24 protein-coding genes are annotated in these 23,277 nt (G+C 68.3%); 23 read left to right on the top strand and 1 reads right to left on the bottom strand.

Annotated elements, in window-relative coordinates; all coding sequences use genetic code 11:
- Nucleotides 1–235: 235 nt before the first annotated feature.
- From AB0A65_RS01600 to AB0A65_RS01490, 23 genes are all read left to right on the top strand, one after another.
- A complete protein-coding gene (locus AB0A65_RS01600; RefSeq protein ID WP_359944517.1) occupies nucleotides 236–883 on the top strand; it encodes a hypothetical protein in 648 nt (215 codons plus the stop codon).
- A gap of 410 nt (nucleotides 884–1,293) precedes the next feature.
- On the top strand, nucleotides 1,294–1,719 hold the full coding sequence (locus tag AB0A65_RS01595; RefSeq protein ID WP_359944514.1) for a hypothetical protein: 426 nt from the start codon (nucleotides 1,294–1,296) through the stop codon (nucleotides 1,717–1,719).
- Between the two features lie 112 nt (nucleotides 1,720–1,831).
- Nucleotides 1,832–2,464 (top strand): hypothetical protein, encoded by a 633-nt coding sequence (locus AB0A65_RS01590; protein WP_359944512.1) that lies wholly within the window; start codon nucleotides 1,832–1,834, stop codon nucleotides 2,462–2,464.
- Nucleotides 2,465–2,548: 84 nt separating this feature from the next.
- Nucleotides 2,549–2,965: a hypothetical protein gene (locus tag AB0A65_RS01585; RefSeq protein WP_359944509.1), complete on the top strand. Its 417-nt coding sequence runs from the start codon at nucleotides 2,549–2,551 to the stop codon at nucleotides 2,963–2,965.
- 49 nt (nucleotides 2,966–3,014) lie between these two features.
- Nucleotides 3,015–3,947: a hypothetical protein gene (locus tag AB0A65_RS01580; RefSeq protein ID WP_359944506.1), complete on the top strand. Its 933-nt coding sequence runs from the start codon at nucleotides 3,015–3,017 to the stop codon at nucleotides 3,945–3,947.
- A 273-nt stretch (nucleotides 3,948–4,220) separates the two neighbouring features.
- On the top strand, nucleotides 4,221–4,520 hold the full coding sequence (locus AB0A65_RS01575; protein ID WP_359944503.1) for a hypothetical protein: 300 nt from the start codon (nucleotides 4,221–4,223) through the stop codon (nucleotides 4,518–4,520).
- A 97-nt stretch (nucleotides 4,521–4,617) separates the two neighbouring features.
- The gene (locus tag AB0A65_RS01570) at nucleotides 4,618–5,208 is read left to right on the top strand and encodes a hypothetical protein (protein ID WP_359944500.1); all 591 of its coding nucleotides are present in this window, start codon (nucleotides 4,618–4,620) and stop codon (nucleotides 5,206–5,208) included.
- A 248-nt stretch (nucleotides 5,209–5,456) separates the two neighbouring features.
- Nucleotides 5,457–5,801 (top strand): hypothetical protein, encoded by a 345-nt coding sequence (locus AB0A65_RS01565; RefSeq protein ID WP_359944497.1) that lies wholly within the window; start codon nucleotides 5,457–5,459, stop codon nucleotides 5,799–5,801.
- A gap of 259 nt (nucleotides 5,802–6,060) precedes the next feature.
- Nucleotides 6,061–6,441 (top strand): hypothetical protein, encoded by a 381-nt coding sequence (locus tag AB0A65_RS01560; RefSeq protein WP_359944495.1) that lies wholly within the window; start codon nucleotides 6,061–6,063, stop codon nucleotides 6,439–6,441.
- Between the two features lie 109 nt (nucleotides 6,442–6,550).
- Nucleotides 6,551–7,510: a hypothetical protein gene (locus AB0A65_RS01555; protein ID WP_359944492.1), complete on the top strand. Its 960-nt coding sequence runs from the start codon at nucleotides 6,551–6,553 to the stop codon at nucleotides 7,508–7,510.
- A 53-nt stretch (nucleotides 7,511–7,563) separates the two neighbouring features.
- Nucleotides 7,564–8,673 (top strand): hypothetical protein, encoded by a 1,110-nt coding sequence (locus AB0A65_RS01550; protein WP_359944489.1) that lies wholly within the window; start codon nucleotides 7,564–7,566, stop codon nucleotides 8,671–8,673.
- 185 nt (nucleotides 8,674–8,858) lie between these two features.
- Nucleotides 8,859–10,010: a hypothetical protein gene (locus tag AB0A65_RS01545; RefSeq protein ID WP_359944486.1), complete on the top strand. Its 1,152-nt coding sequence runs from the start codon at nucleotides 8,859–8,861 to the stop codon at nucleotides 10,008–10,010.
- 106 nt (nucleotides 10,011–10,116) lie between these two features.
- Entirely contained in the window at nucleotides 10,117–10,530 is a 414-nt protein-coding gene (locus AB0A65_RS01540; RefSeq protein ID WP_359944483.1) for a hypothetical protein, read from the top strand.
- Entirely contained in the window at nucleotides 10,527–10,958 is a 432-nt protein-coding gene (locus tag AB0A65_RS01535) for a hypothetical protein (RefSeq protein ID WP_359944480.1), read from the top strand. Before AB0A65_RS01540 ends, AB0A65_RS01535 begins: the two co-directional genes overlap by 4 nt.
- Nucleotides 10,959–10,995: 37 nt before the next feature.
- The gene (locus AB0A65_RS01530) at nucleotides 10,996–11,472 is read left to right on the top strand and encodes a hypothetical protein (RefSeq protein ID WP_359944477.1); all 477 of its coding nucleotides are present in this window, start codon (nucleotides 10,996–10,998) and stop codon (nucleotides 11,470–11,472) included.
- Nucleotides 11,465–11,926 carry a hypothetical protein gene (locus tag AB0A65_RS01525; RefSeq protein ID WP_359944474.1) on the top strand — a complete coding sequence of 154 codons (462 nt, stop codon included), beginning with the start codon at nucleotides 11,465–11,467 and terminating at the stop codon, nucleotides 11,924–11,926. Before AB0A65_RS01530 ends, AB0A65_RS01525 begins: the two co-directional genes overlap by 8 nt.
- A gap of 105 nt (nucleotides 11,927–12,031) precedes the next feature.
- The gene (locus tag AB0A65_RS01520) at nucleotides 12,032–13,531 is read left to right on the top strand and encodes a DUF4192 family protein (RefSeq protein ID WP_359944471.1); all 1,500 of its coding nucleotides are present in this window, start codon (nucleotides 12,032–12,034) and stop codon (nucleotides 13,529–13,531) included.
- The gene (locus AB0A65_RS01515) at nucleotides 13,528–14,028 is read left to right on the top strand and encodes a hypothetical protein (RefSeq protein WP_359944468.1); all 501 of its coding nucleotides are present in this window, start codon (nucleotides 13,528–13,530) and stop codon (nucleotides 14,026–14,028) included. The genes AB0A65_RS01520 and AB0A65_RS01515 overlap by 4 nt, the downstream gene beginning before the upstream one ends.
- Nucleotides 14,025–15,035 (top strand): hypothetical protein, encoded by a 1,011-nt coding sequence (locus AB0A65_RS01510; protein WP_359944465.1) that lies wholly within the window; start codon nucleotides 14,025–14,027, stop codon nucleotides 15,033–15,035. Before AB0A65_RS01515 ends, AB0A65_RS01510 begins: the two co-directional genes overlap by 4 nt.
- A 104-nt stretch (nucleotides 15,036–15,139) precedes the next feature.
- Complete coding sequence (locus AB0A65_RS01505) at nucleotides 15,140–16,114, top strand: hypothetical protein (protein ID WP_359944462.1); 975 nt, start codon at nucleotides 15,140–15,142, stop codon at nucleotides 16,112–16,114.
- A 116-nt stretch (nucleotides 16,115–16,230) separates the two neighbouring features.
- A complete protein-coding gene (locus AB0A65_RS01500) occupies nucleotides 16,231–16,893 on the top strand; it encodes a hypothetical protein (protein ID WP_359944459.1) in 663 nt (220 codons plus the stop codon).
- Nucleotides 16,890–17,924, top strand: a complete 1,035-nt coding sequence (locus AB0A65_RS01495; protein ID WP_359944456.1) for a hypothetical protein — start codon at nucleotides 16,890–16,892, stop codon at nucleotides 17,922–17,924. Before AB0A65_RS01500 ends, AB0A65_RS01495 begins: the two co-directional genes overlap by 4 nt.
- 303 nt (nucleotides 17,925–18,227) lie before the next feature.
- The gene (locus tag AB0A65_RS01490) at nucleotides 18,228–19,808 is read left to right on the top strand and encodes an endonuclease NucS domain-containing protein (RefSeq protein WP_359944453.1); all 1,581 of its coding nucleotides are present in this window, start codon (nucleotides 18,228–18,230) and stop codon (nucleotides 19,806–19,808) included.
- Between the two features lie 130 nt (nucleotides 19,809–19,938).
- Here the strand turns inward: AB0A65_RS01490 and AB0A65_RS01485 are convergent, their stop codons facing one another.
- On the bottom strand, nucleotides 19,939–23,007 hold the full coding sequence (locus AB0A65_RS01485) for an HsdR family type I site-specific deoxyribonuclease (protein ID WP_359945547.1): 3,069 nt from the start codon (nucleotides 23,005–23,007) through the stop codon (nucleotides 19,939–19,941).
- Nucleotides 23,008–23,277 lie beyond the last annotated feature (270 nt).

Raw genomic sequence — 23,277 nt, 5'->3', positions numbered from 1 at the left:
GTCCGGCAGACACTTCGACAACAACCGCGAACGTGGCGTCCAGCACCCGAACGTGTGGTATCACCAAGGAAGCGGGTGGTGCTACGAGCGAGTGAGCAACGGAGCGACCGCGCGGCGGCAGGCGCCGCTGATCCGCTGGAGCCGAAACTGTGACCGATCATCGACTCGTCCAGCAGCGGCTCCGAAACCGGCCGGGAGCAGCACAGATTGTTTTCCGGCCCCTCCAGGAGGCTCTATGACCGCAGCCGATGCCCACGACGACCCGGCCATTCAGGTCATCGCACCTGGAAGCGACGACCACTTCCTCCTTGACGCCGCCTTCAGCGCGCAGGTCCAACCCTGGTCGCTTCCGCATGCCATCAGTGCCAGCAGGTTGTGGAAGGTCGAAACCCGTTGGATTGAGGACAGCCTCAACGTCTCTGCCTCCGGTTCTCGTCCGCGCTTCGCTCTGCGCGTCACGACGCCTGCCAGCGTCGCCACCACAGTCATGGTCACCGACGACCAGCAACTCCTCCACGACCGTGCCCGGCAGATCGCGCAAGAATGGGTCAACCAGGACCAGATCGACGCGTGGTCGGCCAAAAACCTCCGCATCACCCCCAAACGACCCGGGCTCCCGGCACCGCCGACAAAGCCCCCTGCAACGACGTCGCATGCCGCCAACGCGGTGATCGGGGCCCTCAGCGTGGCGGCGGTGTTGGTGCTCGTTGTCGTCGTTGCTTGGCTGTTGTTCAGCATCGCGTCCCAACCTGCGCCAGCTCCTGCCCAGACTGAGCCCCTTACCTTGGACGACGATCAGATCCGCAGCATCGTCTGGGGCTTGCTGTGGGTCGCCTTGGCAGTCGGATCAACCATGCTCCTTATCCGCGAGATCCGCCGCTGATCGGCCTTATCCGGGGTCCGACTATCCAGCCCGGGGATCTGTCCTCGTCGTTGCCAGAGCATCGACCTGCATCACTGGTGGTTCTGCGGCGGGCGCTGGGTGCGCGCACCCTCGCGCACCCAGCGCGGAAGGGCCCGCGCACCCTGCCATATAGAAGCGTCACCATTTTTCAACCGCATATCCGAGCCGCAGGCTGCGCCTGAGCACACCGGGAGTCGTCCCCGGACCTCCCACCACGAATGTGGTCGGAACCGGAGAACCCCGCCCCGCTCCCGCGTACCGCGCTCACCACCGGCACCGCGCCACACGCTCAACCCCAAAGGGGTGCGAGTCCTCGGCCCCTGCCGTTCCCGCCTCCCACCCGCACGCCTACCGGCGCGCGGGCCTTCGTCGTGCCATCGCACGACTTGATGAACAAGGAGTTCGACATGCCCTACCGCGATTGGAAGGAAGGCGACCGCTGCAAGGTGAAGCCGGTGCTCACCCTGCCAGCCGGGGTGCGTTCGCACTGGAAGATCAAGAGTCCCTACCGCATCACTGCCACCATCAAGAGCCTCCAGATCACGCGTTTCGGCGTCGTCGCGATCGTCGTCCTCGATCAGCACAAGCAACTGACGGTCGATCCCTGCGACCGGGAGCAGGCGTTCACCCTGTTCACCCTCCATGCCCCCGAATGCCAGTGCCGCGGCTGCCGGCTCCGTCCCCACGACCGGCGCTCCTGGCCGCGGCCGCTGCGCGCCGGGCGCTGGCTGTGGCGCACCTTCACCGGCAAGGGCCGCAAGCCCCGGCACACGCCGAAGAAGGCGCTGAAGCCCAAGGAGGGCTCCGTCAAGTAGCACACCCGGCAGCGGCCCGACGGCGCTGCCTTCGCCACCCCATAGGGCGCAGCCGACGGCTGCGCCCTGTCCCGTGCCCCGATTTCTGGGGCCAAGCGAGAGGACGCACCTCATGTTGAGCAACGACGCCATCGTCCAGGGCTTGAACACCCTGGTCGCCCCCACCCTCGGCCACACCGCTTCCTACAACGGCGGTGGCCTGCCGCGCCTGTTCGCCTGCTGGGAGGCCCCGGCCGCCTTCGCAGTCTGCAAGTTCCTGCCCGCAGCGACGCACGCCATGTTCCAGGCGGTCTTCGGACGCGGCGTCTTCGGCTTCGACGAACTCGTCGCCTCCGGCGTGCCCGACGCCTGGCTGCCGAAAGCCCTGGCCGGCCCGGTCTCGGAGTGGAGCGACGGCAGCGCCGACCCCCTCGTGGGCGTCGGCCTCGTCGGCACCCCCGGCACCGCCCTCAATTGCGAGACCCGCAGCGCGTGGATGGCCCTGGCCGAGGGTGCCGCGCTGCGGTGGGAACACACCCACCACCCCGCCACCAACCGCCCCAGCGGCTTCATCGAATGCACCGCCCAGGACGCGTGCGGGCGGGTCGAGGCCAACACGCCGCTGTGGTGGGAGGCCGAAGGGATCCTGGCCCCGCTCGAACGCTTCCGCGCCGCGATCAGCGGCTGGCCCCCCGTCCTGCCCGACAACCGCCCCCGCCCGGCCGTGGCCTGTCCGCCCAGCACCGGCTGGGCCGGCCCGCGCTGAACCCGCCCCGCACCGATTGCTTCTGGCGGCGCACCGACCAGGTGCGCCGCTTCCCGTTTCCGCACCAGCGAAAGGACCGAGCACATGAGCACCGACACCACCGTCCCCGAGCAGACCGACCGCACGCACGCGGCCCGCATGGCCGCCACGATCTGCGAGAGGGACTGGGACACCGTCCTCGAACGCCTCCCCTGGATCGACGGGTACCAGAACGGCCCGCTCACTGACGCCGCCATCGGCCTCCACGCGGCCGATGCCGCTGCGACCGAGGCGATCGGCTACGCCCGCGCCGCCCAGGACACCTACGGGAGCCTGACCGACCAACACCGCCGCCAGTTGGAGGGCGCCGAGGAAGCACTTGCCGTCTGCGGGTACCTGCACCCCTCACGGGTGCGCCTGCTCGGTGAGACCGCCGAAGCGGCCATCACCGCCCGGCACGACGCCCGCGGCGCGCTCGCCGACCTCCTGTACACCGCCCGCACCGTCCTCGAGGACGCGTGAGGACAACCGACAACCGCAGGGGGTCGCGACGTCGCGGCCCCCTGCTTCCATGCCCGGCACCATGCCGGGCGGCATCGAGAAGGGAAAGCACATGTTCGAGATCAGTGACGCCGAGCGGTCCATGCTCCGCGAGGTGATCCACCTCGAAGGCGGCCACATCGACGAAGCCGAAGCGCTGCGGCGCATGTACGAGGCCACGCGACGAGCCCACCTCGCCGCCTCCTCCAGGATGGACCGGCACTGGGAGCAGATGATGCGGCTCAACCCGCTGAGCCCGATGCCGTTGACGGGCCTGGAGACCTACGAGCTGCGGGTCGTCCCGCGCCTCTCCTACCGGCAAGGGCTCGTGACCGACTTCCAAGGCATCACCATCACCGCCACCGCCCACGCGCCGGCCTGTCAGCGCCTGTCCGCCCTTCCATCGGGTGCGGCCGAGATCGTGCCGGTGCCCGGATTCACCACGTGGCTGCAGGAGCGGGCCGAGCAGGCGGCCGAAGCCGAACGCGCCGAATACGGCGTCGAGGTCGCCGCCCAGACCGGACAGTGCGTATGCCTGAACGGGACGCTGGTGTTCGCACCCCGGCTCTACCCCGATCAGCCTGAGGACGTGGTCTTCCTTGTGGGTCCCGAACTGCAAGAGCGCTACAGCGGCGCCTTCGAGCGCTGGCACTTCACCGTCGAAGCGGTGAACGACCTCGACGAGATCGGCCGCCGCAAGGACCACCGCTGGATGCACCTGAGCGTGGACGAGGTCTGCACCTGCGAACCGCCGCATGAGGAATGGGAGGCGTGCCCTGTCGCTTCGGCCGACCTCACGTTCGACTGCGACCGAGACTGCCAGATCGGATGCGACTGGGTCCTCCACCCTCAGGGCGATCACGCCCAGCTGCAAGTCCACGGCACCGAGATCGACCTCGGGCCCCTCGGGGAGGACTGCACCGTGTTCTTGGCCGACGACGTCATACCCAAGATCCGCACCTGACCGAGCAAATCACCCAAGCCCACCAACTCGCAACACCGTCGGCACCGACGGTGCTGCACCGGTCCCTCCGGCCGCGACCACCTGGTCGCGGCCGTCGCCATGTCCACCAACCGAGGCGCACCCGATCGGGTGCGCCGCCTCCCGTTTCCGTACCTGCGAAAGGACCTAGCACATGAGCACCGACACCACCGTCCCCGAGCAGACCGACCGCACGGATGGCATGGAGATCATCGCCGCCTTCCTCCTCTGGCAGTTCGAGCCAGAGGAGGGGCCGTGATGTACCAGGTTGACCGCGAACTGTTCGAGGCCGCGCTCGAGAGCTTCGACCCGAGCCACGGCCTTGAGATCGAGGCCGCCTATCCAGAGCGGCGGGTGTTCCGCACAGACTGCATCGCCGTCACCGGGATCTTCCCGGGCCTGGCGATGTTCCTATTCGAACTCGGCCGCCTCGCCGAACAGGGCGACAACGACGTCCTCGAGGACCTCGTCGCCGACACCCAATGGGACACCTTCGGGACGGAGCTCGTCCTCTACTTCCCTGGGTGGGTCTTCGAAACCACACCACCCGCATGACCGGCTGGCTGCGCCAGCCCCTACCCGATGACGGCCGCAACCGACCCGGTTGCGGCCGTCGCCGTATGCAACCACGAAAACGAAGGGACCACCATCCATGTCCGACACCAACACCGAAGCGCCGCAATCCGATCCGGACGATCGCCGCTGTGCTGCGAGCGACTGCGAGTCGGGCCAGGCCCCGCCGGCCGGTTACGACACCTGCGACGACTGCGCCACTGCCGCACTCGTCGACCGCGGACAGGCGCACCTGCAGGAGCAGATCGCCGAACTTCAAGCGCGCCTGGCGAGCCGCACCAGTCTCACTCCGTGCCTCGAAGCCCTGCTCGAGCGATTCGGGCCCGGCGCTCGGCTCGGCATGGCCGCAGTGCACGACTTGAGGCCCGGGGACGTGTTCGCCTGGCCCTGCGCCCAGATCCGGGCCGTGACCGAGGCCGATCGGCACGACTACGGACAGCGGACCGTCGAGATCGCCTACACCCACGACGCCGAAGAGCCCCTGCCCGCCTACGAAGTCCACCTCGTCCTGCGCCCGGCGGATCCGCTGGTGCCCTGCGGCGGATGCGGGCGGACGTTCATCGACGGCTGCACGGAGCCGTGCCACGACCGGTTCATCACCGAGGACGAGATCCGCGCCGTCTTCGCCGAATCCGGCATGACCGCCCTGACCGAACCCGACCCGGCCTAGCCACCCGGACACGGCTCCGGCCATGGCGAACCGAACATCCCCGCGCAGCGCCCGCGCCCCGCCGCCAGCGCTCCGCCCAGGCACTGCCGCCTAGCTTGGCCCGGCCCGGCAGTCGCGGTGTCCTCCACACCGGCCTCGCTGCGGGGCCCGACGCTGCGATGCCCGACCGAGGCCCGCGGCCCGCACGCCCGCACACAGCGGGCACAAACCGCCATTTCCAAAGGCACACAACCGAAAGGAACCTGTCCATGAACTACACCCAGAACGAGGACGGCACTGACACGGTCACGGCCGAAGAGGCCGAACGCCAGCGCGTTCGCGATCTGCTGAAGACGTTTCGCGCAGGATTGGAAGCACTCGACGATGCCCAGGACGGGGAGTGGTCCAACCTGCAGCCCGAGATCCTCGCGACGCTCATCGCGGGGCACCGGGAACTCGCCCGCCACGTCAGTGCCTTCGCGTCCCTGGTCGAAGAACTGTGGCCCGAGAACGTCGGCCGCCACGCCACGGTGACCGCCGCGCAGATCAGTGCCGCTTCATACCCGCTGGCCTCGCTGTACGGGCAGATCACACATCTACCGATGGCCTCGTAGACGGAGCGGCACCTGGCCGCGCCGGGCCTGAGCACTGCAAGAGCATCACGCCCTTGCAGCAAGAGGCCGAACGAGTCCAACGCATACATCGCTGCCGCCGCGCTTGATACGCGGCCGCAGTGGCGGTGTCCTGCAACCGCCCCCACCCGGGGCCGATACCCGCTGCGCGCCCGAACACGGCCCGGCAGCACGCGCGCCCGCCTCAAGCGGGCCGCAAACCCGCAACCAAGCGAAGCACCAACATGAAAGGAGCCGGTCCATGACCGACACCACCAGCACCGCATCCGGCGACGACGACGCGATCGAGGCCGAAGAGACCCAACGAGTCCACGACGCCATCACTGCCTTCCGCGAGGGCCTGGCCACGCTCAAAGCAACCGAGGGCGCGGAGTGCAACTACCAGTGGCAGGCCCTGCTCGCCGCCTGCGTCGACGGGCAAGTCGCCCTCACCGAATTCGCCGGCGGCATCGCCGCCTTCATCGGCGACTGCTGGCCCACAGCGATCGGCAACGCCGCCGACGAGGCCGTCGCCCAATCCCGCCGCGGCGCCCACGCGCTGGCCGCCGTCTACGGCCAGTGCACCCACGTCCCCCAGGTCGAAGACCTGGGCGTGCCGGTGAACGCGGCCGAAGCCGCCTAGAAACCGATGCGAACGCGGGGACGCCCACATCGGGCGTCCCCGCCCCCGTGCAGCCCGGTGCTGCAGCCTCCTCCCTTGCGTTCCCACCCGATCCGAAAGGACGCCACTGATGTTCACACCCATAGAGTTCGTGCGGCAGCGGGCCGCCATGATCGACCAGCTCGGCCGGGCCGACCCGACGCTGATCTTCCACAACACCAGCTTCCTCAGCGACGTCACGGGCCTGGACGTCGACGACCTGGACAGCGACGGCCGGTGGTTGTGCGAAGAGCAACGCAACGCGCTCATCGCCGCCGACATGTACCTGTTCACCCCCGAGCTCGCCGAGTGCGCCCGACAGGCCATGGCCCAGCTCGGCCCCGGCGAGCACCTCGACCTCGACCCGCTCCCGCCCGGCGCGGTCTTCGCCTTCACCGAACCGGTCCGACACCCCGGCGGCACGGGCGGTCGACTCTGCTCGGTCATGCTGCCCATGACCCGACTCGCCTTCGCCAACAAAGACAACCCCGAAGCGCCGCCCCTCCAGACCAGTCTGCTGTCCTACACCCTCCGGTCCGACCTGCTCGCACACGTGCGCGATCGAATCGCGGCCGGTGTCGAGGTCGACCACAACCGCAAAGCCGAAGCCGCACTGCTCGAACGCAGCACGCCTTGGCGGCTGATCGGTTTGGAGGTGGCGCACCACGCGAAGGAGTTCGCGACGTGGGGGATGTTGCTGCGCTGCGCGGTCACGTTCGCCCGCTCCCCGGGGATCGCCCAGACCGTGCGCGCCCCGATTCCCCGGGGGGTCGCCCGCGCTGCGGCGCGGGCCGCCGCACCGGTCCCCGATACCGGCATCCGTGTCGTTGACCTGCGGTCCCGGCCCGCCACGGTGCCACGCGAGGAGAGCGAGGAGTCGGGCCGGACCCTCCAGCACCGCGTCATCGTCCGCGGCCACTGGCGGCACCAAGCCTGCGGACCGAACCGCTCCGAGCGGCGCCTGGTCTGGATCGACCAGCACCTTCGCGGCCCCGAGCGTGCCCCGATCCAGGGCACCGAACGCGTCTACTTCGGCCGCCCGCCCCACTAGAAACCGCACCGATACCCAACCACCGCAACAAGAAAGAAAGTGAGGACCCTGTCATGTACGGACTACCCCAGTGCGCCTGCGGGGGCACTGTGTTCAACGACGACACCGGCAAATGCGACGACTGCTCGGCCGAGGATCGGATCGCCGAACTCGAAACCGAAGCCGAGCGCCTGCAAGAGCGCACCGCCTCGCTCCAGCAGGACCTCGACCGCTCGCGAGCCGACCTGGAGCGCACCGAGGCGCACATCGGCGAGCTGGAGTTCCTGCTCCGGCTCGGTGCCGCCCAGCCGCTCGACGACCTTGCTGCAGCGCTCGGTCCGGGCGGGTGCTTCCGCGTCTGCCGGGCCGACCAGATCCTCCCTGGCGACCGGATGCTGTGCCCCGTCCGGGCCGTCACCGCCGCCCGCGCCTCCCTCGTAGTCGAGGAACTCGTGGTCCTGGAGTTGGCGGGTGGGGCCCGGAAGGAAGCCGCTGCTGCGCAGCGGTTCGCGGTGTGGACACCGCCCAATCCGCACCAGCCCTGCACCGGCTGCGCCCGCCCGCTGTTCTGCGGCTGCAGCCCCGGCTGCCCGGCCGACGGGCACCGCGCTGCGCGGTTGGCCCTGGCGCTCAACGCTGCAGAATGGCCCGAGCCCGGCCGTTACCGGCCCCCGAGCCCGCACCGGCCCGCAGCAATACAGGTATCCACGGCACACACAACGCTGCGCGGCGAGGTCACCGGCTGGGAGGTGTCAGTGCGGCTGCGTCCGGCCGCGTGGGCCACCGGCTGGCCCGGCATCGACGCCATGCACGCCCGCCTCGCCCGGGCGATGGACACCTTGCCCGATCCGGTCGACGCCGCCCAGTTCACCGTCACCGACGCCTCCCTCGACTGCCGGGACGGGGAGTGGGACCTGGCCTGCGCGGCGGCGGTCTTGACCGCATACGGCCGCACCGACCCCGAGCGGGTCGCGGGCGCGAGGCTCTGGGCGCGTGTCGAACCCGACGGGGCGCTCCAGACCCCGAACGGACACTACGACAAGGTTGCCGCTCTCGCGCAGCGCAGCGGACACCCCCTGGTCACCGCCGCAGACCGGAGCCACTGCGGTGCCACCGAAGACGTGCTCGCCTTCGCAACACTCACCGAGGCGGCCGCCTGGATGGCCCGCCCGCCCCGGCCCTGAACCACCCTCTCCTGGGCCGTCCAAGCGCCCGGATCCGATCTGCCGACAAGGAGGTGACCGACACCTGACCGAACCCGCCCGGAGGTGCGAACGCACTGGTAGCGGGCACTGAACCTGGCTCGACATCCTCCGGGAGTCGAGCCATTGTCATGCACATCAAAACCATCCTGAAAGGACAGCCCGTCATGGCTGCGAACCAACCCGACCCGGCGATGCGCGCCATCGCCACCTTCCTCAACGACAACCCCGGCTTGCACGACCTCGACGCGATCACCACTGCGGCCGGAGTCAGCAAGCCGGTCGCCGGCAAGGTCCTCAAGCACCTGGTCGACTCCAAGCCGCCGATCGTCGAGCTCGACGCCACCGACCCCAAGCGCAAGCGGTGGGCGTGGGTCCTGCCCGCCCCGACGAACACCGAACCCGAGGACCCGCACGGCGACGACGCCGCCGAACCCGACAGGCCCGAGGAGGCCCCGAAGCCCGCGCCCGAAGCGCCGTCCGAGACTGACAGCGAACCGCCTGCCGCCGACTCGGCTGCGGCCGATCCCCGACCGGAGCCCGCCGGAACCGACGCGCCCAGCGCCGGTCCCGAACAGGGGACCGAGCCCGCCGCGGACAGCGACTCGGCACCCGTGACCGACGCCGAAAACGGAGGTCGGGACGCGGAAGGGGTGAGCATCCAACCGGTGCTGCTCGAGCACGACCCGATGGTCATGTACATGGCTCGTGCCCTGGCCGACGCTGCCGAGCCGTTGACCACCAGGCAGGTCGCCGAGGCGGCGTACATGCCCATGGGCACCCGGGAAGTGCTCACCGCGCTCCGCGCGCTGCACGCCAAGGGACTGGCGACGTGCTCGAAGCCGTTCTCGCCGAGCGACGAGGACTGCACCTGGCAGCGCCAGGAGGGCATGGAGCCGGACGCGTTCATGCGCTCGGCCCGAGGGGTTCCGATGTCGGCCGCGCCCGACCACGTCACCTGCCCCACCTGCGGGCACCGGGCCGCCATCCCCGGCGTCGCCAAGTCGCGCAAGCGCAACAGCGACCTGCGCTCGGACGGCACCCGGAAACTCCCGGCCGGAGGTCTCAAGCGCCTGGCGAAGGAGTGGCTGAGCCAGCCCGAGAACGCCGGAGTGCTCATCACGCCCGGGCAGCTCAAGCGAGCGCTGATCACCAAGCACGGCTCGACGATCAACCCGAACTGCGACGGCGCGCTGCGCCAGCTCATGGCCGACCAGTTCACGAAGGAAGACCCGACCGACAACGACAAGCGGCCCCTGCTGGTCGAAGAGGAAGGCGTGAAGCCGCTCACCTACGCCATCCGCGACGCGATCGCCTGACCGGCGGCCGGTCGCTACTTCCGTAACTCGGTGGTGCCGCTGCGCTGCCCGCGACGGCAGCAGCACAGCGGCACCACCGATCCGCACAAGCAGGAAGGAGTCTGATGTGGATCGCTCCGCATCACATGACCTCGGCGAGGGATTCCTCGCCCTCCCCGCATTCGAACGGAGCACTGGCCGCTGGGGGACGGTCTATCTGGCCGACGCCGACGGCGAGCCGATCGCATTGCGCCGCGCCCCCAAAGGCGCGCCCGCGGCACTGACAGCCACACCGCTGCCCGACACCGACGGCATCGAACTGCCGCTCAAACGAGAGCTGCTGGGAGCCGGGATGGTCTTCACCGAGCCCGCCACCGCGAGCGGAGGGCCAGTGGTCGGAGTCCGCCCGCCGGACGGGCGAGCGACCGACTGGCTCTTCCCCTCCACCGTGGGGCGGCTCTTGCAGCGGCGAGTCCGCCTCGAAGTCCACGAGGCCGCGCCCGCTGCGGATGCCTCTTCCCAGGAGGTGGCACCCCGGTGAGCGAGGAGATCACCATCCGCCTCGGCGAAGGCATCCTCAGGCGCTTCGCGGTCCGGACCTCGCACGGGCCGGTCGTGGCCGTCCGTCTGCTCGCCGACGGCACGCTCGTCCAGTTCGAACCCGAACGAGCCCCGGACGACACGGTCACGCTCGTCGCCGTCCACCTGCACCACCGCACCAAACCGGGCCGCAAGCGCCGCGGGCGAGTACTCGTACGCCGCACCACCATCGAGACGCCGATCGTCCTCGGACACGGGCGGCTCGTCGTCTTCGCCTCCATCGGAGCCGCACCGGTGGACGCGGTCACGATCCGACCCAAGGACCCCAGCGAGGGACCGTGGCTCAACGAGGCCGCCATCGCTCAGGTGCACGGCAAGCCCGTCCGACTCGAGGCCCTCCACCACCCGTTCGCCAGCCACCACAGCTGACGAGCCTCCCAACAGATTCCGAAATGGAGTGATCAGTATGGCTGTAGCCAACCGCGTCCTCGCCGAAGGACGCCTCACCGTGTACGAACCGCACCTGCCGGGCACCGACGACCAGCTCAGTGGCATGGTCGGCGTCGTCTCGCCGATCACCGGGCAGCGCCGCATCCTGCACGCCGTCCCCGTCGAACTGGCCGGGGCACTCATCGCCGTTCCCAGCGCCACCACCGGCACCGACGCCACGGACGCGCCACAGGCCGCGTGTGCACCGGGAAAAGCCACGGCAGTGCTCGCTGTCGGGCGCTTCGGCGCGAACACGCCGATCCCGGGCAGGCCGGGCCCGGCCGACCTCATCGGCTGCGGCCCAATGGACGGGAGCGGCCCGTGCGAACTGCGAACGGAGGCCGAGCGCCTCTGCGGGTGCCTGGTGCGCCTCGAAGTCCACGGCCCAGGCTGCGCATGCGCACAGGCGCTCGAGTCCAGTGCCGGACCGGCGACGGGCGCCGGTCATGGCTGAACTCGACACCACGAGGTGCCTGGGTGAAGGCGTCTTGACCTGGCTGACCGAAGAGCGCACGCTCGGGCGCTTCGGTTCGGTCCAGCTCGCCCTCGAAGACGGCGAGTACGCCCACTTCGCGGGCGCTCCGGTAGGCGCGCTGGCGCGCTTGAGCGCCACGGTCCTGCAGGTACGGCACGCGGTGCTCCCAGTCGACCAGCACCGAAAACTCGCGCCGACGCAACCGAACTGGGGTGAGGAGATCGATCTGGGGATCGGGTGGGTGTACCAACCCGACCTGGCCGAACTCGGAACGATCGCCATCGGCCTCGCACCGCTCGCCGAGTTCTGGCGCGGCAACGAATGGCTTTCGCCCACGGCCCTGTACCGGGCCCACAACCACCACGTCCGTCTCGACCTGCACCCGTACCGCGGGTTCACCAGGGACATGACGAGAACGGCGGACGCCGCCTAGCAGCAGCGCCCGCCATCCGACCGAAACACATCCGATCACGGTGCCGCCAAGTTCTGACTGGAATCTGGCTTGGCGGCACCACACCACACGAAATGGAGCAGTGCAGTGAACCTGCCACGTTACGCCTCGCTGGCGCAGTGGGCCTCCCTCGACGGAGGGACCATCGCCGCCCTCGCGCCCTATCTGATCGGCCGGCCGCCGGTCGAGGAGCTGGTCGTCGTCGCCGGCAACCGGTCCGGCCCGGCGCACATGTCGGTGCGGCCTCTGGCCGTCCTCGACGACACCGAAGGTTGCGAGCAGCTCATCGGCGAACTCGCCGCCGTCGCCCCGACCTGGGCGTGGTTGGTCGGCTTCGCCGCCGACCTGACCGACGTCGCCGCCGCCATCGCCGGGCTCCTCGACGGCCTCGCCGCGCTTGACATCGACTCGGCCCACCGCCTCATCGCCGCCACCGCCGATGGCACCCGATGGGGTATAGCGGCCGATCACGTCGACGAGGTCGACGAGGTCGAACTCACCGCCGTCGCCAGCCTCGACAGCGGCCTCGCTCGGCTCGCGGCGCTCGCGGCGCGCGCCCGCTGCGCCCAGCGGGCCGAAGCCACCGCCATGTCGCTGCGGAACCGGACTGAAGCGGAGGCCGACAGCATCGCCGCCGCCGAGCACGTGATCACGAAATTCCGCGACCTGGCCACCTATGGCTCGCTGCGCGAAGCCGACCGGGTCCAGTTGCGCGGCGCCCTCGCGGCCACGGACGCGATCAGCGCGGCCGAGGCGACCAGTCTCGGACTCGCGCTCGCCGCGGACGCCGACCTGATGGCCGAGGCGATCGACCGGATCTGGCACGCACCCGACCAGGAACAGGCCCGACTGGGCCTGTGGTGCCGCATCGCGGCCCACACCACCGGCGAGGCCCGGGCCGCAGCCGCGACGCTGGCCGCGCTCGCAGCCTGGCGCACCGGCGACCCGCTCGCCCAGACGGCCTGCGAGATCGCCCGCGCTTGCGACCCGAAGGGACCCTTGGCCTACACGCTCGCCCAAGCACTCGCGTGCGGCATCCCCGCGTCCTACCTCGCCCCCGTGAGCGGAACGCAGGAACAGGCGTCACCGACCGCCGCCAGCATCGGTGCGATCAACGCGGCCGAGGGCGAGGGCGAAGCGCTCAACGCCAAGCTGCACGTGATCGTCGAGCATGCGGGGGAAGCGACGCTGTTCGGGCTCGTCCGCGACGGCGAGGTGGTGAACCTGGCAGTCCTCGAGGAGCTGACCGAATCCGTCGTGAAGTCCCACCGGGCCACCGGCGAGATCGAGGCCGCGCTGGGGAGCGCGGCCGAGGACCTCCGTAATGGGCACCTCCAAACCCCAGCCAGTGACCTCGTCGGCATCGCCTACTGCGACAACGCGGATGCCTGGGGCGGGCGCGGACGCCTCTGTGCGGCCGTGACGGCGGACGGCGTCGTCCACCGCGTCGCCACCATCGGAGGACCGGCCCGGGGCCGCTGGTACGCACGCGACGACGAAGACGACGACGCCTGGACGAGGGGGCTCGCCGCCGTCCTCGACGCTCTGGCCGGGCCCTCGGTCCACGAGGGCGGTGACCAGCGGTGAACGACATCGACACCGAGCACCACCAGAGCCTGGGCACCGGCCTCAGACTGGCCCTGGCCGGTTTCCTCGACGGCGGGCCCGGGGGCCTGTGGGGCGTATGGAACCTGCCTGACCGGTGGCACCTGGAGGACCTGCCCGATCTGTCGGCCACCTTCATCGAGCACCAGATGGCCGGCTGCGACCTGCGCGAAGGGATCGCGCTGCTCGCCGCCGAACTCGTCGCAGCGACCAACCCAGCAACCGAGACCGACCTGGTCGGGCTCGCCCTGATCTGGCCCGGCTTCCACTCCCGCTTGGGGACGCTCGGGATGTGCCTGGCATCGGTGGGCGACACCGCGCACCAGATCGTCTGGCCCGCAGCCGAACTCGAACCAGTCGGCGGGACCGTACCCGCCGGGGACCTGGCCGGGACCGAACGCGGGACGGTTCTCGCCGCCCTGGCCGACCTGTTCGCCGCCCTCACCGCAGGGCCCGACCGGGACGGGGGCCAGCGATGAGCCGGGCCTTCCACGAAGCCTGCAACACGGCACTGCGCACTGCCATGGCCGACCTGATCAGCAAGCCACAAGCTGGCTGGATACTCCTGGGCTGCATCACGACCGATGACGGCCGAACCAGCTGGAGGCACCTACCCGGCCTCACCGCAGGACTCCAGGCCGCCTTCGACGCACGCGCCGCCGTAGAGGAGGCCACCTACGGGTCGATCTTCGATGCGGCCGCCGACCTTGCCGAGAGCCTCCCGCCCGACACCGCGCCCAGCGGCGACGGAGAGCTGCGCGGGATCGCGCTGGTGTGCAACATCGACGACACCGACTACGGCAGGGTATGCATCGTCGACGCGGTCTTCGACGACGCCTGGTCCCACACCGTCTTCTGGGCAGCCGCGACGGCGGCACCGAATTGGGAGATCCTCGCGCCGCCCGACCAGACCGCGTCCGATCGGTGGTGGGCACTGTTTGCGCTGTTGTCCGCGGTCTTGGCCCAAGCCGGGCAGGAGGAGCGGTTCGTCCGTGCCGATCAGGTGGCGCTGAGCGCGAGCCTCGCCGAGCAGCTCGAGGAGTACATGGCCGCTGGGCTCCACACGGTGTTCGTCATCGTGCGCACCCGCACCGGCTGGGAAGCCCTGCCCGCAACTGCCCTTGCCGAGCGCGTCGGCGCGAAAGTCCGGGCCGGAGCGCAACCGCTGGAGGCACTCCAGGCGCTAAGCGCCGAGATCGAGGCGAAGGCACCGGTGCCCGTCCTCGACCTGGCCGGGATCGGCACCGTCGTCCACGACTTCGACGACGGCTCCGTCGCCACCGGGCAGTACGAGGACCTATCCAAGATCACCGCGCACCTGGTCGCGCTGACCGACACGGCGCTCCACTCCGGAGCGTGGGTCCACGGCCAAGCCCGACCTGACTGGCAGATCCATCCGCGGGCGGCACTCCACACCGACTACATGCCGGTCGAGGCCGCTTACGCCGCCCTGCTCGAAGCGCTGCGCGGCAACAGCTCCGCGTAACCCAACCGATCAACCCCGGGGCAGGCGATGCACCTGCCCCGGGCCCAACGCTGTGCTCGGCACGCGAACCGAGCGCAGCGCCAATCGAGAAAGGAAGCACTGCAATGAAATCCAATCTGGACATGTCGGTGTACCACGCTCACCGACTGGCCGCGCGGGACCTCGCCGCCTTCGGCCCGTACGTGACCGAACGCCGCACCAAGACCGTCCTGGCTCTGGGCACTCGGGTCGGACAGCCGCGACTGCTGGCCTCGTGGCCGATCGATGAGTTCGCCATCGAAGCCATTGGCAGCGACGCCTGGGAGTTCTGGCCCAACATTGGTCTGGACGCGCTCACGGTCATGGTGTTCACGCTCGCGCCCTTCCAGGCAAACCTGGTCGCCTCCCGCCTGATGCAGGACGGGACGGTCCCCGAGATCCTGTCCGGCGCTCGCCTGGCGTGGATCTACGGCGACCGGTCCTGGGCCCGGCTCGACCGCTCCACCACCCTCCCTGCGCACGTCACGCCATTGCGGGCGGCCGATCCGGTCCTCGCCCGGTTGTGGGCGCTGCGCCTCCACGCGCTCGCATACACCCACAGCGATCCCGATCGCAAGAGGGCAGTACGGCTGCCGGACTTCTGGCAGATTCCTGACGGCGCGCACCTGGCGACCTGGGGCGGCTTCACATTGCACGAGTGGCTGCTCGACGACACGCCGCTGTGCGTCGCCGAAGCCCGCGACCTCGCCTACGCGCTGCTCACCGCCGACACCGGTTCGGTCGCTGCCGCCGCGATAGACCAAATTCTCGGCGCCTCGATCCCGGAGGCGGCCCGGATCGATCTGTGGGAACGTGCCGCCCGCGCCAGCACCGGCCCGGCCCGCTCCAGCGCCGCCGCGCTGGTCGCTCTCGGCCTGTGGCGCTGGGGCGACCCGAAGGCCGCTGCCACGGCCGCGCATGCCGTGGACGCCCACCGGCGGAACGTCCTCGCCTGCTTCATCGCCGATTTGATCGCCCAGTGCCCCGAGGTGCCATCGGGCTTCTTCGATTCCTGGCACCCGAGCGCCCAGACGGCCATCCGCGCCGACGGCCGGGCCTGATCAGCGCGAACGACCGCACCATCGTCGGCGCTGAACCCGCTTGAGACCCAACTTGACTCCGGCAGCCCCCACCAAGCGGCCGGGGCCCATCACCGAACCCGAAGGGAATCGTCCTTATGCACCACACTGAGAACCTGGTCATCTGCGACCAGGAAGCCATCATCCACGACTGGGGCTGCGTCTTCGAACGCTTCGGCTACCCGATCGCGCTCGTTGCCGACGTCGAGGACAACGACTACTTCGACGATCAAGGCGCAGCGACCTACTGGGCCACGCTCACCTACTGGCAGCATGACTGCCTCGACGGTCAAAGCACGGAGATCTGGCTCGAGGCCGGCGACTGGGGCATGTCGCTGTCCGGCGACCCCTCCCACCGGCACACGGACCTGCTCAACCTTGAACGGTTCCTACTGCAGCGCAACATGCCCTGGGCCGAGCCGGTCGACCCTCTTCACGAGATCATCCGTGCCGCCCGGCTCCTGCCTGCCTGCGCGGCCGCCTACACCCGCACCGACCAGGCCGTGGTCTTCCACGCCTGGCTTGCCCGGATCCGGGACCAGGCGATCGCCCTGTTCGGCGACGAAGCCGAGACTGCCGAGTTCACCGACGTGTTCGACGCCACCACCGCCCGCCTCGGCGACCTCGCCGCTGCACTCACCGCCACGGACCGGCCCACGCCGACCCTGCGCTCACCCAACCCTCCCGGCTTTGGCGACGCCAGCACCTGGAGCCCCAACAGCGACGAACCCACCGACACCGAAGAGGAGTGCGACCGATGAGCACCTGCGGCAAATGCGGCGCATCGATGCCGCAGAACGGGCCCAGCCTTTACTTCTGCACCATCGAATGCCAAGAGCAGTTCCAACAGGACGTGCCGCTGGTCGGCGGACCGCGCCACGAAGGCCCGACCACCATCCCCTGCCTCTGGCAGGACCTCACCGACACCCTCGCCGACGAACTGCAATGGCGACTCCGCCCGTACCTCGACCGCGCCGAGACCCTCTGGTCCGACCACTTCAACACGGCCACCGAGGACACGCTCATCGCTATCGATGGCGGCGTCGAGGAGTTTGAGGGCGGCGCCGAGGAAGCGGGCCTGGCCCGGATTGCCGACGGACTCGCGGCCTTGGCCCACGAGTCCGGTGGCGTCAACTTCGCCGGCCACCACTGGTGCTTCGCACGCGGTCACAACGGCATCCCGGCCATCGACCCGCCAGGCCCCGGACGACTCGCCTACACCACGCACCTGTCAGACCGACCCGGCCGCAACGGGACGCACGACAGGTCCGGGACCGCCGCGGTCCTGACCGCCCACCAACCCTGCTGCCCCAGGACCAGCACCATCACCGATCCAAAGGTCGATACCGCCCCCGTCGAAGCCTTCGCAGAGGCGATGGACGCGCACCTCGTCGCGGCTACGCGAGACCGCTCGACGGAGCTCGGGCCGGGACCGATGACACAGCACTGGCGGGTGTGCTCCTGCCTGGGAGGGTGCCTTCCCGGCGACGGAGGCTGGCGCGAAGCACCGGTCGACATCGTCTTCATCTCAGGCGACGACCTCGCCCGCGAATACTGGGAGCTCTTCCGAGCCCACCACTTCCAAGTCCGCGTGATGAACCCGCTCGACTTCATCCCCGGCCCCGAGGACACCATCGTCGAAGATGTGGACCTGTGGACCCTCCGCCGCGCACCGGAGAGCGGCGGGATCGAACTTGGCATCGACGGACACGGCCCTGTCGTCCTCAGTTCCGATCACGACACCAACCGGCTTCGCATGGTGACGGAACTGCTGCCCGCCTGGCGGCGCTGACCGCCAAGCGCCTGGGTGACGGCCAGGGCTCCGTGCCTCCGTGCTACCGCTTAGGAAGCGTGAACCTCCCGTCGAGAGGGTGGTGCCGTGGCCTTCGTCGCGGCATCACCACAAGCAGAACACTCTTTACCCTTACCTCAATAGTCCATTTTGGGCAGTGGTCGGCGACAAGGCGGGGCGCACGACTCGGTTGCCTCTTCGAAGCGCACCGTCTGCGGCGAACCCATCTGGCGGCAGCCAACTAAGCTCGCTGATGCGCACCTTGTCTTACTGCTTCGGATCACCCCCTCACTGGAGCCCCTCTTGCTCGAAAAAGTCCTCCGTGATCAGCTGGCTGTTCGCCTCGACCTGTTGGAAGAAGGGCTGCGGTTTGTCGGTACCGAGGAGCGGCTGATCGCTGCCGAGGATGGCAGCGAGGGCCGCGCTGACATCCTCGCGAGTGACCGCTTCGGCAATACCGTCGTGATCGAGGTCAAGCGCTCGGACGGCTCCTCTCGCGAAGCGCCGCACCAGGTGTTCAAATATGCCGAACTCCTCTGCCGAAACAAGGGGCTACCCCCTGACAGTGTCCGCATCATGGTTGTTTCAACGGAATGGCGCGAGCTCGCGAGCTCATTCAGTGGCTACGCGGAGCTGCCTGCCTTCGACATACGCGGGTACCGGCTATTGCTCGACGAAGCAGGGACCCAGCTCGTAGGCGCCGAGCCGGTCCGGCCGAAGCCGCCACCGCGTCCGGTAGTCCCCTCAGATGCGCATGGGGTATTCATCCTCAGCCCCGAAACCGACCGTGAGCGGGTCTGGCAGAGGCTATGCAATCAAGCCAAGTTCTACGGCATCGACCACCTACTCGGCTTCGATTTCACCGCACGCCCCGGCGCGCCGATGGACAAACATCAGCTGCTCTATGTGGTGCTTGGCCCAATCGATCCGGAGGATCCGCGCACTGCCAACATCGACACCGAGTTGGCCGAGGACGGGTCCGAGTACCGCGATCGTGAACACCAACTCCAGCACGCCGCCATCCCCCTTCTGCTTGCCAGCGTCACTGGAGCAGTCCCAGGCGAGCCCGCAAACCCCCGAATCCTCAACAACATGCTGCTCGACCACACACCTTGGGAATTCGACAAACGTGTGCGCCGCGGCGGCAAGTTCGCACTGCACGACCTCAAAGGCGACGCGCTACATTGGGCTGCCGCCGCCTCGGCGGGCTCGGGCCACCACCAGCAAATGTTCGTTGGCGTCGCGGACACCTCGAACAAGTCCGCGTGGGAAGCACTCAGACGCAAGGCCCGGATGGCGCTCGGAACCAACCCAGACTGGCGTGACCTCGTTGACGCGGCGCTCGGGAAGGTTCAGCGCGACTACCCAGAGGCCGACGTCTCCGTTGAGATCCTCAACCCAACCGACCTCATCACGGTTCTCGTCACTTCATGGCCCGACAAGATCGACGATCACCAGCCGCAGATCATTATCAACATCGCGAGCAGAGATGGCCGCGCTTACTTCGTCGGCGGCCTGCTCATGGCAACGCCTGGGATTGCCAACGTGCAGGAAGAAGTGCGGAGCGTCTACGCGAGCCCTCTCGCGTGGCATATAGCACGGTCTATGGATGAGGTCGCAGAAGCCGACATGGCGCTGCTCGAAGCGCTCGGATTGCACTACGTCTTGTTCGAATACCGCACTGAGCCTCGCTTCCATTGCCTTGTACACATCATCGAGGATGACCTCCCCACCACGCGCGAGCTGCCGCTCGGTCCCGAAGGACACCTGCCCCCGCCTGAACTGGTACCGCTGAACGACTTCCTCAACGCGAACCGCGGAGACATCGACGGCCTGGTTCGCCAGTACCGGCGAAGCGGCTGGGCAGGTCCTCAAGCCCAATAACGTTGGGACGGAATTACATACAGTTTCGCGTACCTGCGGGCGCAGGTGCCAGCGTCGTGGGGAGGCGTAGCAGCTACGGCTCCTCGCTGCGCGACAGCAGAAGCCGCTGACTCAGAGCTCCCGGCAATCGTTAGTCGACGAGGTAATGGGCCTCGATGTAGGCGACGGTGGCATCGTACGGCTCGCCGACCGGCTTCAACGCGTACTTGCGGAAGACCGCGGCGGTGGCGCGGCGGACGCCCCTGTTTCGGGCGTCGGCGTTGTCCCATGACCCGGCGAGGGTACGGGTGACGACTTGGTCGATCTCTTCGGCCAGGTGCCGCTCGGTCACGGTGAGGCCGGGTGGCGCGTGCTCGTGGATGATTCGCGTTAGGACCCCCACGTGGTCCTCGTCGAGCACGACGGCTTCCTCGGGGTGTTTGCCGGCGTTGACGATGGCGCGGGCGATCCGGAGCGCCTCGGATAGGAAGTCGAGGGCGTCCTGGGCGTTCTGGATGATCCGGTCTCGCAGCAGCTTGATCCGCTCTGCCAGGGCGGTGTACCTCGCCGATCCCGGTTCGACGTCGTTGTCGAGGGCTTCCTTGATCCGATCCAGGATCTCCTTCTGTGAAGGTGGCGTTTCCTTCTTATCCTTGCCCGGTTTGCGGCGGACGAGCGCCAGTAGCTCCTTGAGGACGGCGATCCCCTGTGCGTCGAGGACGAGTGGCTCTTCTTGGGGGGCGACCACGGTGAACGAGTGGACGTGGGCGTTGATGATCTCCAGGACCATCGGTCCCAGTTCGTTTAGGCGTTCCTTCCGTTCTTCATCGGACGACTTCTTGAGTAGCGTCGTGTAGACCGAGCCGAACAGTGCGAACCCGTCGCGGTACTTGGCGATCCGCTTGTCCGTGTGGATGAGCGGATACAGACGCGCGGCGAACCGGTAGTCCTTGGTGAACGCCTCGATGGCTGCGGGGTTGCCGTCGAGGAATAGGTTGATGACCCGCACGGACTCGTATCCGTGGTGGTTAAGGTCCAGGTCGTCGACGTCGGCGAGGAGGTCTTCAAGACGGTCGAATGCGGCACGGAATTCCTTGACCAGCTCGGACACGTCGGTGACGAACCCGCCGCCTTCGCTGTCGTCGGCTGCGGTGGGGTCGACGACGGCCCGTTGGACCTCCTCGGCTAGCCCGATGTAGTCCACGATCACGCCGGTGGTCTTCTTGAAGCTGTTCGGGGAGGTCCAGGGGCGGTTGGTGCGGGTGATGGTCTGGAACAGGTTGTGGTCCTTCATCGGCTTGTCGAGGTAGAGGACGCCCTCGTTGGGGGCGTCGAAGCCGGTCATCAGCTTCGCGGTCACCACCAGGAAGCACAGCGGGTCGTCAGGGGTGAGGAACCGCCGCTTCTGGTCCTCCTCTTCGGTCTCGGAGAGCCGGTGGGGCTTCATCTCGGCGCTCTCGGTCTTGGCGTCGGAGACGGAGATGTTCACCTCGGCGCGGATGCGGTCGTGTTTCTTGACCTCGGCGAGTATCTGCGAGGTCTCGTAGCCGGCCAGCAGCTCGTTGATCTTGTCCGTGTACGCCACGGCCAGTTCGCGGTTGTAGGCGACGACCTGGGCCTTGAGCCCATTGCGGTAAGCGCTGGACAGGTAGTGGTCCACGATGTGCTGGCAGACCGCGTGGATGCGCTCGGGGTTGGCGAACACCGACGTGAGGCGCCCGAACTTGCGGGACAAGGTCTCGGCGTCGGCATCGTCAAGATCGAAGTCATGCGCGAACTGGTCGAACTCGTCTTGCAGCGCTTGGTCGTTCATTTCGAACAGGACCGGGTGCGACTCCAACATGACCGGGACGGTCGCCTCGTCGAGCAGCGACCGGGTCGCCGTGTACCGGTGTAGGACACGACCCGGGTCCTCCTCACCACCGAAGAGCTCGAAAGTGTCCGTGGCGAGGTTCCTGATAGGGGTGCCGGTCATACCGAAGAACCGCGCATTTGGCAGCGCAGCACGCATCTGCCACGCCAGAGAATTTTCTTTTCGTGACTGGGTGCGGTGCGCTTCGTCCACGAGCACCACGATGTTGTCCCGGGTCGACAGGCCCTTGCCCGCATCGGCGAACTTGTGGACGGTCGTGGAGATCACGCCGCGCACGTCGTCGGACAGCAGGGCTCGCAGTTCGCTGCTGGTGCGGGGCTGGTGGAAGAAGTTGGCGCCCATTGCAGAGGTGAATTCCGCGGAGGTCTGCCGGACGAGATCGAGCCGGTCTGAGAGCAGGATGATCGTGGGGGACTCGGTGCGGACATCGTTCAACAGCAGCGAGGCGGCGAACACCATGACGAGGGTCTTCCCGCTGCCCTGGTGGTGCCAGATCAGGCCCTTCGCCCCGCCGTCGAGGACCCGCTCGTGGATCAGGTGCGCGGCCTCTAGTTGCGGGTAGCGGGGCAGGTACTTCTTGTCCGCTCCGTCTCCGGAGGTGTCGAAGAGCGCGAAGTTCGCGAGCATGTCCAAGACCGTGGTCGGCTTGAGCAACAGCTCGACGGAGCGCCTCACGTCCTCTCGTCCGGACAGATTCTCGTCGTCGGCGGTGGAGCGGAACGGTTGCCACAGGTGCAGCGGCGCGCTCGCGGCGCCGAACTTCAGCTTCACCCCATCGGAGGCGACGGCGAAGACATTGGGGGTGAAGAACCACGGATACTCGGTGGCGTAGACGTCGTTGATCTCACGGGCGGCGGTCGCCCATCCCGACTTCGCAGTCGGGGATTTGACCTCAACCACCACCAGCGGGAGCCCGTTGACCCAGTAGACGAGGTCGAAGCGCCGGGAGGTCTTGCCGGGGACGGTGATGGTCACCTCGTCTGACACGACGAGCGTGTTGGAGCTTGGATCCTCAAAGTCGATGATCTTCAAAGCGTGCCAGTCGCCTTTGGCGTCCCGGAATTCTTTGCGACCGCGAAGGAGGTTCAGCACCTTTTCGTTGGCGCGGACCAGCCCGCCTTCGACAGCATTGACCGTGGCAACGATGTCTTCGACCACCACGTCCACATTGTATCTGTCGATTACATTGGGGTTGAGTCTGATGATGGCGCTGCGTAGATCCACAGTGACCACCGTTTGCGTCATCTCCCGCGGCAATGCCCTCCCCGCGGCGAAACTCCAGCCCAATGGGATGGACCACTGGATCATTAGGTTCTGGAACTCGCGCTCACGAACGCCTTTAGCCACTATTAAGCCCTCCAACTCGGCTGGACCGGTGTCGATAGTGATGTTCTGACTCAGGAGCCCGGACACCAACGCAGCACGGGTCTCTCGGAGATTGTCTGCTTGTTGTTGGAGAGAGTCCATAGTCTCTACGACCGCGCCGAGATGCTCCGCCCAGTCTTGCTGAACGGACAACGGAACATTGGGGATGGGGAACCTGCCGAGGGTCGCCCGGTTGATGGAGGCAATGCCCGTCGTTTGGGTGCCAAATGTCGCGAACCATTCCTGGCCGAA

Origin of the sequence: Glycomyces sp. NPDC047010 (genome assembly GCF_040644205.1) — a bacterium.
GTDB lineage: Bacteria > Actinomycetota > Actinomycetes > Mycobacteriales > Micromonosporaceae > Glycomyces.
The sequence above is the reverse complement of the archived record's forward strand: the minus strand, read 5'-3'. Positions and strand labels throughout refer to the sequence as shown.

Coding starts and splice junctions, on each gene's coding strand:
- AB0A65_RS01525 (WP_359944474.1), top strand. CDS start 11,465: ATGGCTGAACTCGACACCACGAGGTGCCTGGGTGAAGGCGTCTTGACC.
- AB0A65_RS01595 (WP_359944514.1), top strand. CDS start 1,294: ATGAACAAGGAGTTCGACATGCCCTACCGCGATTGGAAGGAAGGCGAC.
- AB0A65_RS01555 (WP_359944492.1), top strand. CDS start 6,551: ATGTTCACACCCATAGAGTTCGTGCGGCAGCGGGCCGCCATGATCGAC.
- AB0A65_RS01530 (WP_359944477.1), top strand. CDS start 10,996: ATGGCTGTAGCCAACCGCGTCCTCGCCGAAGGACGCCTCACCGTGTAC.
- AB0A65_RS01590 (WP_359944512.1), top strand. CDS start 1,832: ATGTTGAGCAACGACGCCATCGTCCAGGGCTTGAACACCCTGGTCGCC.
- AB0A65_RS01570 (WP_359944500.1), top strand. CDS start 4,618: ATGTCCGACACCAACACCGAAGCGCCGCAATCCGATCCGGACGATCGC.
- AB0A65_RS01500 (WP_359944459.1), top strand. CDS start 16,231: ATGCACCACACTGAGAACCTGGTCATCTGCGACCAGGAAGCCATCATC.
- AB0A65_RS01495 (WP_359944456.1), top strand. CDS start 16,890: ATGAGCACCTGCGGCAAATGCGGCGCATCGATGCCGCAGAACGGGCCC.
- AB0A65_RS01565 (WP_359944497.1), top strand. CDS start 5,457: ATGAACTACACCCAGAACGAGGACGGCACTGACACGGTCACGGCCGAA.
- AB0A65_RS01505 (WP_359944462.1), top strand. CDS start 15,140: ATGAAATCCAATCTGGACATGTCGGTGTACCACGCTCACCGACTGGCC.
- AB0A65_RS01600 (WP_359944517.1), top strand. CDS start 236: ATGACCGCAGCCGATGCCCACGACGACCCGGCCATTCAGGTCATCGCA.
- AB0A65_RS01550 (WP_359944489.1), top strand. CDS start 7,564: ATGTACGGACTACCCCAGTGCGCCTGCGGGGGCACTGTGTTCAACGAC.
- AB0A65_RS01585 (WP_359944509.1), top strand. CDS start 2,549: ATGAGCACCGACACCACCGTCCCCGAGCAGACCGACCGCACGCACGCG.
- AB0A65_RS01510 (WP_359944465.1), top strand. CDS start 14,025: ATGAGCCGGGCCTTCCACGAAGCCTGCAACACGGCACTGCGCACTGCC.
- AB0A65_RS01545 (WP_359944486.1), top strand. CDS start 8,859: ATGGCTGCGAACCAACCCGACCCGGCGATGCGCGCCATCGCCACCTTC.
- AB0A65_RS01560 (WP_359944495.1), top strand. CDS start 6,061: ATGACCGACACCACCAGCACCGCATCCGGCGACGACGACGCGATCGAG.
- AB0A65_RS01580 (WP_359944506.1), top strand. CDS start 3,015: ATGCCCGGCACCATGCCGGGCGGCATCGAGAAGGGAAAGCACATGTTC.